Source organism: Chitinophaga lutea (assembly GCF_003813775.1).
Lineage (GTDB): Bacteria > Bacteroidota > Bacteroidia > Chitinophagales > Chitinophagaceae > Chitinophaga > Chitinophaga lutea.
The window spans coordinates 2,712,220-2,726,633 of the sequence record NZ_RPDH01000001.1; the positions used below are offsets into that span (position 1 = coordinate 2,712,220).

12 protein-coding genes are annotated in these 14,414 nt (G+C 52.6%); 11 read left to right on the top strand and 1 reads right to left on the bottom strand.

What is annotated here, in order from left to right; translation table 11 throughout:
- The first annotated feature begins 141 nt into the window (after positions 1-141).
- The 11 genes from EGT74_RS11015 (at position 142) to EGT74_RS11065 (ending at position 13,233) form a co-directional block, all read left to right on the top strand.
- The gene (locus EGT74_RS11015; RefSeq protein ID WP_123846551.1) at positions 142-2,325 is read left to right on the top strand and encodes a hypothetical protein; all 2,184 of its coding nucleotides are present in this window, start codon (positions 142-144) and stop codon (positions 2,323-2,325) included.
- Between the two features lie 190 nt (positions 2,326-2,515).
- Positions 2,516-4,186, top strand: coding sequence for an ABC transporter ATP-binding protein (locus EGT74_RS11020; protein WP_246008181.1), 1,671 nt, complete (start codon positions 2,516-2,518; stop codon positions 4,184-4,186).
- A gap of 280 nt (positions 4,187-4,466) precedes the next feature.
- Positions 4,467-5,606, top strand: coding sequence for a F0F1 ATP synthase subunit A (gene atpB / locus EGT74_RS11025; RefSeq protein WP_394338029.1), 1,140 nt, complete (start codon positions 4,467-4,469; stop codon positions 5,604-5,606).
- Between the two features lie 42 nt (positions 5,607-5,648).
- The gene (gene atpE / locus EGT74_RS11030; RefSeq protein WP_123846553.1) at positions 5,649-5,912 is read left to right on the top strand and encodes an ATP synthase F0 subunit C; all 264 of its coding nucleotides are present in this window, start codon (positions 5,649-5,651) and stop codon (positions 5,910-5,912) included.
- Positions 5,913-6,002: 90 nt separating this feature from the next.
- Positions 6,003-6,497: a F0F1 ATP synthase subunit B gene (atpF, locus tag EGT74_RS11035; RefSeq protein ID WP_123846554.1), complete on the top strand. Its 495-nt coding sequence runs from the start codon at positions 6,003-6,005 to the stop codon at positions 6,495-6,497.
- 22 nt (positions 6,498-6,519) lie between these two features.
- Positions 6,520-7,080, top strand: coding sequence for an ATP synthase F1 subunit delta (gene atpH / locus EGT74_RS11040; protein ID WP_123846555.1), 561 nt, complete (start codon positions 6,520-6,522; stop codon positions 7,078-7,080).
- 89 nt (positions 7,081-7,169) lie between these two features.
- Positions 7,170-8,747: a F0F1 ATP synthase subunit alpha gene (gene atpA / locus EGT74_RS11045; protein WP_123846556.1), complete on the top strand. Its 1,578-nt coding sequence runs from the start codon at positions 7,170-7,172 to the stop codon at positions 8,745-8,747.
- A 333-nt stretch (positions 8,748-9,080) separates the two neighbouring features.
- A complete protein-coding gene (locus tag EGT74_RS11050) occupies positions 9,081-11,237 on the top strand; it encodes a TonB-dependent receptor (RefSeq protein ID WP_123846557.1) in 2,157 nt (718 codons plus the stop codon).
- Positions 11,238-11,314: 77 nt separating this feature from the next.
- The gene (locus EGT74_RS11055; RefSeq protein WP_123846558.1) at positions 11,315-11,959 is read left to right on the top strand and encodes a tetratricopeptide repeat protein; all 645 of its coding nucleotides are present in this window, start codon (positions 11,315-11,317) and stop codon (positions 11,957-11,959) included.
- A gap of 63 nt (positions 11,960-12,022) precedes the next feature.
- Positions 12,023-12,322 (top strand): winged helix-turn-helix domain-containing protein, encoded by a 300-nt coding sequence (locus EGT74_RS11060; RefSeq protein ID WP_123846559.1) that lies wholly within the window; start codon positions 12,023-12,025, stop codon positions 12,320-12,322.
- Between the two features lie 77 nt (positions 12,323-12,399).
- Positions 12,400-13,233 carry a class I SAM-dependent methyltransferase gene (locus EGT74_RS11065; protein WP_123846560.1) on the top strand — a complete coding sequence of 278 codons (834 nt, stop codon included), beginning with the start codon at positions 12,400-12,402 and terminating at the stop codon, positions 13,231-13,233.
- Positions 13,234-13,291: 58 nt separating this feature from the next.
- Here the strand turns inward: EGT74_RS11065 and pdxA are convergent, their stop codons facing one another.
- Positions 13,292-14,371: a 4-hydroxythreonine-4-phosphate dehydrogenase PdxA gene (pdxA, locus tag EGT74_RS11070; protein WP_123846561.1), complete on the bottom strand. Its 1,080-nt coding sequence runs from the start codon at positions 14,369-14,371 to the stop codon at positions 13,292-13,294.
- Between the last annotated feature and the right edge of the window lie 43 nt (positions 14,372-14,414).

The following is a 14,414-nucleotide window of genomic DNA, read 5'->3' on the forward strand; positions in this document are numbered from 1 at the left end:
GCGGTTACAGCCAGCAAGGCCCGCAGAGCATTGGTATGATGTATTTTTTAAATTAGAATTAAGAATAATGGGACTGCCGGCTTGTGTATTCGGAATAATTGGTAGTAAATTTGCAGTGTAGCGTAGGCGTAACTCATTTATATGAAGAAAACATTACTAATCATATCTTTAAGCATGGTATTCGGCGGATGGGTGTCCGCACAGCAGATCAAAATACCGATACAGCGACAGATTTTTCATGATAACATCGACAAGGAGCAGCAGGCCGCCGACAAATTTGACGGTAAAACCGACAATTTTGTAAAGGCCACGGAGGATGAAGCGATCAACCTCCAGGTGACGAACGCCCTGATGAAACAGGTAGACGCCATCCAGGTGGAGATCGAGCAGAACGAGGCGCTGGACCAGCGCCTGAAGGTGAAATACCTCACCGGCCTGCAGCAGGTGCTCAAGGATTATAACACCAAACGTTCGTTCCGCCGCATCGAGGCAGACGAAGCGCCGTCGATCGTGCAGGCCTACCGCAACATGATGCTGGCCGACATCGCCGGTAAAAGCATCTATCCCGTTGTACGCAACCTCAGCTTCGAAGCTGGGGAGCGCCTCGTGGAAGTGTTCAAGGACAATCCCGGTTCCAAGGAAGCCCGCGGCGAAATGTGGGGCAAATATGCCTTCAAGAACCTCGACGATATCATGCCCAAACTCGGGCCCTATCTCGATTACCCGGTGACGGACTCCATCGTGGCCGCCGTAGCGCGCAAGTACCCGAACAAGGTGCTTACCTACGCCACTTCGTACACGCCCACGGCGAGCGCCATCCGCCGCAACCCGGACCCGCTGGTGCAGCAGATCGTACAGATCGGCCGCTCTTCCCAGTCCACCAAACTGATGCCCTTCATCGATCAGCTGCTCGACGGCAGCGCTTCCATTTCGGAACTGGAAGCCGCCGTGGAAAACGACGACAACTATTTCCGCAAAATGGTCAAAGCGGCCATCGCCCTGCAGCAAAGGAAATCCAGCGGCCAGGAGCCCCTGGGCCTGAAAGCGATGCAGGAAAACATGCACGCCAAATCTCTCCGCTATATCCGCGAAATCAACGACCTGCACGAAGAAGGGCCGGCCGTAAGGTTCCGGATAGTGAAGGATTTTACCCCCGAAGAACTGTATTACCTGATCGTAAACGGCCAGGAAGAACTGTATACCTCCAGCTACACCAACGCCGCCAAGGCAGGGCTGTACGACCAGATGATGATCCGGATGAAACCGCCCCGCGGCGACAGCCTGCTGATGCTGGTGAACTTCGACCGTTTCAAGAAGTTCATCGCCATGGCCGCCGGCTTCAATACGCTCGACAATTTCCTGAAATCCATGGACCCCGAAAATGCGAACTACCTGATGGTAAAATTCGTGCGGAGCCTGGAAAAAACGGAAGACCTGGAAGACGCCGTGGACGTGGCCAACTCGTTCGGTTCCATCCGTGATCCCAAGCTGCTGGACTTCCTCCGGGCAGAGGTGCGTAAAAACCTGGTGTTCGTAGAAGGTAAAAAAGATAAAAGAGGCACCACCATTTACGGCCTGCTCAACAGCATCTTTACAGAAGATGCCGGCGGAACGGATTCCTCCAAAGCGTCCGACATGGCCGCCAAACTGCAGCTGCCGCCCATCAACTATGTGGAGTTCGCCACCCTCCCCAGCGACAGCGGGCGCATCTACCAGCAGGTATTCTTTTATGGCGATGAAGACGGCCTGATTTCCTATCGCAGTTTCATGGGCAACTTCCCCGGTGGCGAATGGACGGTCAGCAAAAACAACTACTGGACCACGATTTCGTCCACCAAAGGCAAACCCATCACCATTTACGCGAATAACCCGCTGAAAGAGCCGGAAGACAAAACCGCCATCGAAAAGCTGGCCGAATACCTCGATGAAAAAGACATTCATCCCACCGTATTCGTGCACCGCGGCCACAGTTACCACGTGAACACCACGCTCGATAACCTGCAGAGCACCGCGCGCATCGTGATTCTCGGCTCCTGTGGCGGTTACCATAACCTGGCCACCGTGCTGGAAAAAGCGCCCGAAGCGCACATCATTTCGTCCAAACAGGTAGGTACCTACCGGGTGAACGAGCCCATTATCCGCAGCCTCGAAGAGGTAATACGCGCGGGTAAGAATGTAGACTGGGTGCAGATGTGGGTAGGCCTTTCCAAACGCTTTGCGGGCGACGCAGGCAGCAAAACGCTGTTCGACGACTATGTGCCGCCGCATAAAAACCTCGGCGCCATCTTCATCAAAGCGTACCGCCAGGTGATGAAAGAAAACTAAAAGATATTCAACAGATACCAGTAAAAGGGAGAAACAGCCGGCCGGCATTCTCCCTTTTGCGTTTTCCGATTAAGCATTTACATTTACAGGAATGGACCAGGTTCAAAAGAAAAAGCAATTGTTTAACGTCAGTTTGCTGAGGCGGGTATTTTCCTTTGCGGCACCGTACCGGCGCTATTTTTATTTATCCATGTTTCTCACGGTGATGCTGGCGCTGCTGTCGCCCGTAAGGCCGTATCTGATCCAGCTGTCGGTCGACAAATACATCACCAACCAGTGGGCGCAGATGCTGGTGATCGTCACCATCCTCCAGATCGGCATGCTGATACTGGAAACTGCCGTGCGGTTCTTTTTTTCATACATCACCAACTGGCTGGGGCAATCCGTGATCAAAGACCTGCGCGTGGCCGTGTACAAGAAGGTGGTGGGCCTCAACCTCGCCTTTTTCGACAGAACGCCCATCGGTACCCTTACCACCCGCACCATCAACGACATTGAAGCCATCAACGATATTTTTTCCGAAGGCATCATTTCCATCGTGGCCGATCTGCTCATGATCCTGGCTATCCTCGGTGTGATGTTTTATGAAGACTGGCGGCTGACCCTGATCAGCCTGTCGCCATTCCCGGTATTGATTCTCGCCACCTACTGGTTCAAGGAGAGCGTGAACAAATCGTTCCACCGCGTGCGCAATGCCGTGGCTGCCCTGAACGCATTCGTGCAGGAGCATATCACCGGTATGCTGGTGGTACAGGCATTTTCGTCGGAAAACAGGGAGTTCGGCAAGTTCAGGAACATTAACAAGGATCACCGCAAGGCCAATATCGACGCCATCTTCGCCTATTCCGTCTTTTTCCCAGTTGTGGAGATCATACTGGCCATTTCGCTGGGGTTGATGGTGTGGTGGGGCGCCAACAAGGTACTGAACTATGAAGTGACGCAGGGCGTGATGATCGCGTTCATCATGTACCTCAACATGCTGTTCCGGCCGCTGCGTATCCTGGCAGACAAGTTCAACACCCTGCAGATGGGCATGGTGGCCAGCGAGCGTGTGTTCAAGGTGCTCGACAGCGAGGATTACATTGCAGACAAAGGGACGCATACCGCCGGCCATATGCGTGGCGAAATCAGTTTCGAGCATGTATGGTTCGCTTATAAAGACGAGCGGTATGTGCTGAAGGATATCAGCTTCCACGCGAAACCCGGTCAGACCATCGCCCTGGTAGGGCATACTGGTTCCGGTAAAACCACCATTATCAGCATCCTGAACCGCCTGTACGAAATCCAGAAAGGCCGCATCGCCATCGACGGCGTGCCGCTGCAGGATTACAAACTGGCGGAGCTGCGCAGTCGGGTAGGGGTGGTGCTGCAGGACGTGTTCCTGTTTTCCGGGTCCATTTACGATAATATTACGCTCCGTAACCCCGATATCAGCCGTGAGCAGGTGGAGCATGCCGCCAAACTCATCGGCATGCACGACTTTATCCTGCAACTGCCCGGCGGGTATGATTATCCCGTGATGGAGCGGGGCAGCACCCTGTCGCTGGGCCAGCGGCAGCTGATCTCATTTATCCGCGCACTGCTCTACAACCCTGCCATCCTCATTCTCGACGAGGCTACCTCATCCGTGGATACCGAGTCCGAAATGCTTATCCAGCACGCCATCGACAAACTGATCGCCGGGCGTACGGCCATTGTGATCGCCCACCGCCTGAGCACCATCAGCAAGGCCGACCAGATCATTGTGCTCGATAAGGGCGAGATCCGAGAGATGGGGAACCACGAGGAACTGATGAAGCAGGAGGGATATTACCACAAGCTGTACACCATGCAGTTCCAGAAAACGGGGAATACGGTGTGATTATTTTTAATATGTTTCCTCCCGTAACAGGTGATCTTGAGATAGCCCAACAGCGAGCACCGGAAACTTGTCAGATGATGAGAAAAAATAATAAGTAAACAGCGGTAGTCTTTCGGGTGGTGGCTGTTACCCGCCCGGTTAGTAACCCCCTTCACTATATCATTCATAATCAATGCATAAGCATCAGCCGTTGCCCGCCACATGATCCTCGTCAGTTTTTTTGCCGGCTACTACTATTTAATGTAAAATCGCCTACCTTTGCACAAAATTTCAGAAAACTGTGATTTCCTTGAATCGGTTCAAATACAAGCTGGTAGCCCTGATAACGGTTTTTTCCATGGCCGTGTCCGGTGCATTTGCTTCAGACAATGCAGACCCTCATGCCACTGAAGGCGCAGGCGAAAAGAAAGGTTTTAACGCCAAAGAGGTAATTCTTGGTCACGTAAAAGATGCGCACGACTGGCACGTTTTGAGCATCGGCGATTCACACTGGACCGTGCCCTTACCGGTTATTATTTATAACCCCGAGCGTGGCCTGTCCGTTTTCTCTTCTTCCAAATTCCATCACGGGCACGACGCGTACGATGGGTACCGTCTCCTGGATGCGCACTACATGGAGCACCACCACCTGGACAAAAAGCAGTACACCGAAGGTTCCATCATCGCGGTGGATGCCAACGACCAGCCGACCGGCGCCAAGATCTACGATCTGTCCATGACCAAAAACATCACCTTTATGATCATCGCGGCTATCCTGCTGGTGGTGATTATGCTGAATGTAGCCAAGGCATACCGCATCCGCGGTCACCGCCAGGCGCCCAAAGGGCTGCAGAGCCTCATTGAGCCGGTGATCATCTTTATGCGTGACGAGGTGGTGAAACCCAATATTCCGGGTAAAAAAGGCGACAAATACGTTCCCCTCATCCTGACTATCTTCTTCTTCATCCTGATCAACAACCTGATGGGCCTGCTGCCCGGCTCCGCCAACGTAACCGGCAACATCGCCGTTACCGCAGCCCTGGCGCTGATCAGCTTTGTAGTGATGATGGCATCTACCAACAGGCACTTCTGGGGCCACATCTTCAACCCTCCCGTACCGTTGGGTGTGAAGTTCATCCTGGCGCCCGTGGAGCTGATCGGTGTGTTCACCAAGCCCGTGTCGCTGATGATCAGGTTGTTCGCCAACATCCTGGCCGGCCACATCATCATCCTGAGCATTATTTCCCTCGTGTTCATATTCGGCTCCCTGAACAAGGTGGCCGGTTACGGATTTTTGCCGATCACCATCCTGTTCAACATCGTAATGATGATGCTGGAGCTGCTGGTGGCATTCATCCAGGCGTTCATCTTCGCCAACCTGACCGCCGTGTTTATCGGCCAGGCCATGGAACACGAAGGACATCATGATGCACATCATTAATCAAACAATGTTTAATCTTTAATTTCAAATACACATTTCATTATGGCACTTTTATCTGTTTTAATGCAGGCTACTGAAGCTGCTTCTTCTGGTCTGGCACAAGCCGGCGGTGCAATCGGTGCTGGTATCGCTGCTATCGCAGCTGGTATCGGTGTAGGTAACATCGGTAAAAGCGCGCTGGAATCCATCGCCCGTCAGCCTGAAGCTGCTAACGACATCCGTGCGAACATGATTCTTGCTGCGGCGCTGGTAGAGGGTGTTGCCCTGTTCGGCGTTATCGCTGGTCTGTTGGCCGTAGTTCTGTAAGAACAAACTTTTTACTGCATCCGGCGCACAGGGCAAAGGATGCAGTAATCTTTACTTCGAAAAGCATAACAACTATTTAAATATACATATATGGATTTGTTGCAACCTGCATTAGGCTTGTTTACCATTTCACTGCTGATCTTCATTATCGTATTCCTGATCCTGAAGAAATTCGCCTGGAAACCCATCCTTTCCACCCTGAAAGAGAGGGAAGACTCCATTTCCGATTCTATTGCCACTGCTGAAAGGGTAAAAGAAGAAATGGCCCAGATGAAAGCTGAACATGAACATGTACTGGCCGAAGCAAAAGCGGAACGCAGCAAGATTTTGAAAGAAGCGAAAGACGCCAAGGACCAGATCATCAGCGAAGCCAAAGCACAGGCCCAGGCAGAAGCCAAGAAGATCATCCACGACGCTTCCATCGCTATCGAAAACCAGAAAATGGCGGCCCTCACCGAGGTGAAAAACCAGGTAGGCACGCTGGTGATCGAAGTGGCGGAGAAAGTTCTGCGCAAAGAGCTGTCAGACAAACAAAACCAGGAAGCGTACATCAGGCAACTGGCTTCTGAAATCAAAATGAACTAATTAACCGGCTGAATTAAAGATTATGCAAAATCCCCGTTTAGCAAGCAGATATGCTAAATCATTGATAGACCTGGCGGTGGAAAGGAACGAGCTGGAAGCCGTGCACAGCGATATACTGCTCCTGCAGTCTATCCTGCGTACCAACCCGGACGTGGCCGTGCTGCTGAAAAGCCCGGTTATCAAAGCCGATAAGAAGATCAAGATCATGGGCGCCATCCTCGATGGTAAAATCAGCGCGATGACCTCCGGCTTCATCCGCCTGCTGGCCAATAAAGGCCGCGAAGGCGTACTGACGGAAATCACCGCCGCCTTTGAACAGCAATACAACATCCTGAAAGGTATCACGCATGTAAAGCTGACTTCCGCCACACCGCTGGAGCCCGCACTGCTGAACCTGATCCGCGAAAAAGTGGAAACCACCGCAGGCCGCAAAATAGAGCTGGAAACGGCTGTAAATGCAAACCTGATCGGCGGCTTTGTACTGGAAACCGGCAACGAACTGTTCGACGCTTCCGTACTGCGTGACCTGAAAGACATCAAAAAGCAGTTCCTCAAGAACATTTACGTGTCCGACATCCGATAAGTATTTAACAGCAGCCGCTGCGTAACCGCAAAGCTGTTGTCGTTATAATTATTCTAACTTTAACGACTCTTTAAAAAAAGCATAACAACATGGTTGACATTAAACCAGATGAAATTTCGGCGATTTTACGCCAGCAACTGAGCAACTTCAACGCCTCTGCGGAGCTGGAAGAAGTGGGCATCGTACTGTCTGTAGGTGACGGTATCGCCCGCGTGTACGGACTGAACAACGTGCGCTCCGGTGAGCTGGTTGAATTCGAAAACGGCGTAAAAGCCATCGTATTGAACCTGGAAGAAGATAACGTGGGTGTGGTATTGATGGGTGCTTCAACAGAAATCAAAGAAGGTAACACCGTACGCCGCACCGGCCAGATCGCTTCCATCAAAGTGGGCGAAGGCATGGTAGGCCGTGTGGTAAACACCCTGGGCGAACCGATCGACGGTAAAGGCCCTATCACCGGGGAACTGTATGAAATGCCCCTGGAGCGTAAAGCACCGGGCGTTATCTACCGTGAGCCGGTAAAAGAACCGCTGCAAACCGGTATCAAGGCGATCGACGCCATGATCCCCATCGGCCGCGGCCAGCGTGAGCTGGTGATCGGTGACCGCCAGACGGGTAAAACCGCCATCTGCGTGGATGCCATCATCAATCAGAAAGAGTTTTATGACGCCGGTAAACCGGTATATTGCATATACGTAGCGATCGGCCAGAAAGCATCCACCATCGCAGGTGTGATGAAAACCCTGGCAGATAACGGCGCCCTGGCGTACACCACCATCGTGGCCGCTTCTGCTTCAGACCCGGCTCCGCTGCAGTTCTACGCTCCCTTCGCCGGTGCAGCCATCGGTGAATTCTTCCGCGACACCGGCCGCCCTGCCCTGATCATCTATGATGACCTGTCCAAACAGGCCGTGGCTTACCGTGAGGTGTCCCTGCTGCTCCGCCGCCCTCCCGGCCGTGAAGCTTACCCTGGTGACGTATTCTACCTCCACAGCCGCCTGCTCGAGCGCGCTGCGAAAATCATCGCAAAAGATGAGATCGCACAGCAGATGAACGACTGCCCGGATTCCATCAAACACCTCGTAAGAGGCGGTGGCTCCCTGACGGCATTGCCCATCATCGAAACACAGGCTGGTGACGTATCCGCATACATCCCCACGAACGTGATCTCCATCACCGACGGTCAGATCTTCCTGGAAAACAACCTGTTCAACGCGGGTATCCGCCCCGCTATCAACGTGGGTATCTCCGTGAGCCGCGTAGGTGGTAACGCCCAGATCAAATCCATGAAGAAAGTATCAGGTACCCTGAAACTCGACCAGGCGATGTACCGCGAAATGGAAGCCTTCTCCAAATTCGGCGGTGACCTCGACGCGGCAACCAAATCCGTACTGGATAAAGGTGCCCGTAACGTGGAAATCCTGAAACAGCCTCAGTTCTCTCCCTTCTCCGTAGAAAAACAGGTAGCCATTATTTACCTCGGTACCAATGGCCTGCTGCGCGAAGTGCCCGTGAAAAACATCCGTGCCTTCGAAGACGCTTTCCTGCATGAAATGGAAGTAAGGCTCCCCGATGTACTCGGCGAGTTCAAAAAAGGTAACCTGCCCGAAGAAGGCCTGAAGAAAATGGTCGCCCTGGCAGAAGAACTGAAGCCCAGATTCGCATAGTTAAATCATCGCTTTAGATAATAAAAGGCTGTATCATTTGTGGTACAGCCTTTTTTAATTCAAGCCATCCGGCACGACTGTTGAACCGCCCTCGCGTTCGCCAGGGCCCACGTCGATGCCGGTGCTGTACATATATCATATATCCTTTTCAAACTCCAGGGAAAATTCTTCCCCACCACGTAGAGTTGGTTTTCCCGATTTCAGCCACTCAGCCAATGACCATGCGATAGACACCGACCATGGGCACAGGTTAACAGGCTTAGCTACAAAAAAATTATTTGGTTTATAATATAAACTAGTTTAGTTTTGCTTCGTCAATCCTAATCTAACTATATGCTCAGGTCATTCCCCATTCTAATCCTCTTTACCTTCATTCCCCTGCTTATGCAGGCACAATCGACCGTCAGCGGTAAAGTCACCAATGCTAAAAAGAAACCCCTCCCCGGCGTGAACATTGCGATTGCCGGCACATACGATGGAGCGACCACCGCGGCCGACGGCAGCTTCTCCTTTACCACCTCCGCCAAAGGCGAAAGGGTCGTAACGGCCTCGCTCGCAGGGTACGCCCCGCTGGAAATCAAAACAGATCTGGCCGCCGCACAGGGTCTCAACCTGGTGTTAAAGGAAACGGTCAACGAACTGAAGATGGTGACCATTTCGGCGGGCAGTTTCGAGGCCAGCGATGAAAAGAAGAACACCGTACTGAAGCCGCTCGACATCGTGACCACCGCCGGCGCGAACGCCGACATCGTGAGCGCCCTCAAAACGCTTCCCGGCGCGCAGCAGGTGGGCGAGAAAGAAGGGTTGTTCGTGAGGGGCGGCACCGGCTATGAAACGCAAACGTTCATCGACGGAATGCTGGTGCGTAACCCCTTTTCCAGCGGCATGCCCGACTATGCGGCCCGGGGCAGGTTTTCGCCGTTCCTCTTTAAAGGCACCACTTTCAGCAGTGGCGGCTATTCCGCGCAATATGGCCAGGGGCTGTCGTCTGCACTGGTACTGGAGTCTACCGACCTGCCCGACCGTTCGTCTTATTCGCTCGGCCTCGGCACGGTGGGCCCCAGTGTGGGAGTAGACATGCTGTCGAAAAACAAAAAACAGGCGTACGGTTTTGAGGTGGACTATTTCAACCTGGCGCCTTATTTCGCGCTGGTGAAACAAAAACAGAAACCGACCATCGCTCCGCAGGGCGCGAATGCATCGGCCAACTACCGGCTCAAAACTTCCCGCAACGGCATGCTCAAGATATTTGTGAACAGCAGCTGGAGTAAGTTCGGCTTCCGCGGCGAAAGCCTGGAATACCCGGGGTTCAACGAAGAGTTCGAACTGGAGAACAAATATCTCTACACCAATATCAGTTATAAGGAGAGTCTGGGCAAAGGCTGGAAACTCAACCTGGGAACGTCTTTCAGCACCAACCAGGATCGCATCTACATGGATACGGTAGGCAAATCGCCCAGCCCCAGCCGCGTCAACGCCCGCCAGGACCTTACGCAGTTCAGGGTGATGGTGACCAGGATGCTCGGCCGCTTTTCGATGCTGCGCCTCGGCACCGAATACCAGTATGCCGATGAGCGGAACAAATTCAACAGCTTCCGCGGCAGTTACGTAGACAGTTATTCGGGCTCATTCGCGGAAGCGGATATCTATTTCACGCCCCGCTTCGTGGGCCGCCTGGGCACGCGGTACGAATACACCTCGCTGCTGAAAGCCGCCAATATCGCGCCCCGCGCCTCCCTCGCCTACAAACTAGACGATAAGAGCCAGGTGGCGTTTGCCTATGGTGAATTCTATCAGAAGCCCGAGCAGCAATACCTGCGGATGTCGCACAACCTGGGTTTCATGCGGGCCACGCATTACATTGCCAGCTACCAGCGCCTGTCGGAGTTCTACACCCTGCGCGGGGAAGTGTTCTATAAAAAATACCACGACCTCGTTAAAACGGTACCGCACCTGAATAATAACGGTACCGGCTATGCGAAAGGAGCGGAGCTGTTCTGGCGCGACCGTAAATCCATCAAGAACGTGGATTACTGGCTGTCTTATTCTTTCCTCGATACCAAGCGCGATTACCTGAACTATCCTTACGAAGTGCAGCCTGATTTCGCCGCACAGCACACGGCCACCCTGGTGTATAAGCATTACATTCCGTCTATCCAGCTGAATGTGGGCGCCACTTATTCGTTCGCGACGGGAAGGCCGTATTACAATCCCAACCGGCCGGAGAGTGAGTTCATGAAAGATCGCACCCGTAACCTGAATACGCTGAGCCTGAACGTGAATTACCTCACCTCCATCGGCAAGGCCTTTACGGTATTCGTGTTCACGATGTCGAACGTGCTGGGGAACGACCAGGAGTATGGCTTCCGGTATTCGTCGGACAAGCTGCGGAGGAACATGGTAGGCCCGATGGCGCCGCGTTTCTTTTTCGTGGGCATGTTCATGAGTTTCGGCATCGACCGCCGGCAGGAAGTGATCGACAGACAATGACCAAATGCAACCGGGCATGAACACGGTTGCTGATATCGATAATTACACAACAACCCTAACGAAATAAACTTTAACTGATGAAACGAATGCTTCTTTCTCTTTTACTGGCCGGCGCGGCCATCACCGCCAATGCTCAGAGCGAGCAATATGAAAGCGCCATGAAACAGCAGATAGGCCTGCTCGACAGCAGCAGCACCTATAGCGAAGCCGGCATGCAGCAGCTCGCCAATACATTCGAGCGAATTGCGGAAGCGGAGAAAACACAGTGGTTGCCGTATTATTACGCCGCTTACTGCCGCGTGAACGAGGCGTACATGGCAAAGCACAAGGACAAAGTAGACGGGGTCGCAGATAAAGCCCTGCTGAGCATCGAAAAAGCGCAGGCGCTGAAGGGAAAAGATTCCGAGATATCCTGCATCCTGTCGATGATCGCTACGTCACGCATCAGCGTAGACCCGATGACGCGCGGTATGAAATATGGGCCCGAGTCCGGCGCGCATCTCGAAGAAGCTAAAAAGCTGAACCCTGAAAATCCGCGTGTGTACATGCTGGAAGGGCAATCGCTGCTATATACGCCCGAGGCTTTCGGCGGCAGCAAAACAAAAGCGAAAGAAACGTTTGAAGTGGCGCTGAAGAAGTTTGCCGCATTCAAACCTGAAAGCCCTATCGCGCCCAGCTGGGGCGAGCATTACACGAAGATGCTGATTGCGGGGATAAAATAAAATGTTTAGTTTACGGGCGGCACACCTGCCCGTAAACTATTTTTCTGTGTTTAATCGTATGTAATGGATTTTAAAGAGCTGGACCCGGTATTACATTCTCAGTTACGGTTGGCAATTATGTCTGTACTGATCAGTGAGGAAGAAGCAGAATTCACGCTGCTGAAGGAAAAAACGAATGCTACGGCAGGCAATCTCAGCGTGCAGATCAACAAGCTGAAAGACGCGTCGTACATCGAAGTAACGAAGCAGTTTAAAGACAACTACCCGCAAACGATCTGTAAAATCACGGCCGAAGGCAAACGTGCGTTTGAGAATTATGTGAAATCCATTCAGTCTTATCTGCACGCAGGCAAAAAAAAGTGAATTCGCGGCCACTGTTAACCCGGTGCAGCGCTTTGTGCTAACTTCATCTTCCGCGAAAACCATTAAAGGTACAGCAGATGGAAGTATTGGAACACAAACTTAAAGTGGCGCCAACGGCCGCGCTTGTGCTGCATTTTGCACGTCCGCTGTTCAGCAGCGGCCTTACCCATAATTACATCGGCCGCATCGATCTCAGCGAGGTAGCTCCGATGGCGGCGAAGCTGGAAGAGCTGTTCAAACATTTCCCCGAAACGATTTTATTCCGCAAAAAATACATCCGGTACCTGCTGCAGGAATACCTGACAGACGATATCCCCGTGCAGGTGTGCATGCTCGGCGCAGGGCTCGACCCGTTGACGCTTCACCTGCTGGAAGAATACCCTCACGCGGTCAGCGCCATTTTTGAAGTGGACGAAGAGCACATCGGCATCAAAAAACAGTTATACCCGGCCAGCGAAAAAATACATTTCATTCAGGCGGATATCACAGATACCCTGCATTTGCCGGATCGTCTCCGCGATGCGGGGTATCACCCTGAAATACCCGCCATTATCATATTCGAGGGACTGATACATTATATTTCCGACATCAATTTTCTCAACATCATGCAGTTTTTCCGGACGCCCAACAAAACCAATGTGGTGATCATGGATTATATGCTGCCGGAAAACAGCCTGCCGGCGAGCGTATTACCGGTGTTCCGGCCGCTGCGGCAGATGATGGAAGCCTTTATCGGGGGCGGCATCCACTTCTATAACCGGGCGCAGGTGTTCAGTATGGTGGCGGCGCTGCAAGGCGATGTGGTCAGCGTGGCATCGATGCAGGAGGTGGAATACAAGCTCAACGGGCGCAACGAGCTCTATTACGGGGAAGGAGAGGGGTTTATTGAAATGATTTCCTGCTATATCTGAGCAATAAAAAATGGCAGCCACCGCATGAGGGGCTGCCATTTGACTATGTTGGCCTGTTTTACACAGCGCCCCGTTCGGAGGCGATCTCCGTTTTCTTCAGGGGATTCTGTGTGTTTTCAGCGTATGTTTTGCGTTTGGCGATGATGTCGATGGCTGTGAATACCGCCTGGCGGAACGAGGCTTCGTCGGCGGTGTTTTTACCGGCAATGTCGAAGGCGGTGCCGTGGTCGGGCGAGGTGCGCACGATGGGCAGGCCGGCCGTGTAGTTCACGCCTTCGCCCTGCGCCAGCGATTTGAACGGGATCAGGCCCTGATCGTGGTACATGGCCAGCACCCCGTCGAATTTGCGGTGCATTTCACGGGCAAAAAATGCGTCGGCGCTGTAAGGGCCGAAAGCAAGGATGTTATTATGTTTGGCCTGCTTGATGGCGGGCGTGATGTGTTTGATTTCTTCGTCGCCGATGAGGCCTTCGTCGCCCGCGTGCGGGTTCAGGCCGAGTACGGCGATGCGCGGCTTGTCGATCCCGAAGTCTTTCACCAGGCTCTCTTTCATCAGCATCAGCTTGCTGAGGATGTTCTCCTTGGTCACGAACTTCGCGATTTCGGCCACGGGCACATGCTCGGTGAGCAGGCCCACCCGCATATTGTCTGCCGTCATGAACATCAGCACATCTTTGCTCTGGAAAGCATTCTGCAGGTAAGGCGTATGGCCGGTGAAGTTGAAATCGGCGCTCTGGATATTCTTTTTATGGATAGGAGCGGTTACCAGCCCTTCGATCTGTTTGTCTTTCAGGCATTCGATCGCCACCGCCAGTGAACGGGCGGCGTATTTCCCGCCGATTTCGTTGAGGATGCCGGGTGTGATCTGTACTTCTTCTTCCCAGCAGTTGAAAACACTCACCTGCTTGGGGTTAAGGCGGCTGAAGTCCTTTATACTCTGGTAATTGAAGTTGTTTTCGTTCAGCAGCTTCCGGTAGAAGTTGATGGTTTTGTTCGACGCGAAAATAACCGGCGTACAGAGTTCCAGCATGCGGTTGTCAGCAAAAGTCTTGATGATGATTTCCGTTCCGATGCTGTTCAGGTCTCCCACCGAAATTCCTATGACGGGGCGGTGTGTATGTGCAATGGCTGTACTCATGCGCTTTTAGGATAAAAATGATCGGTCAAATATACGTGGAATT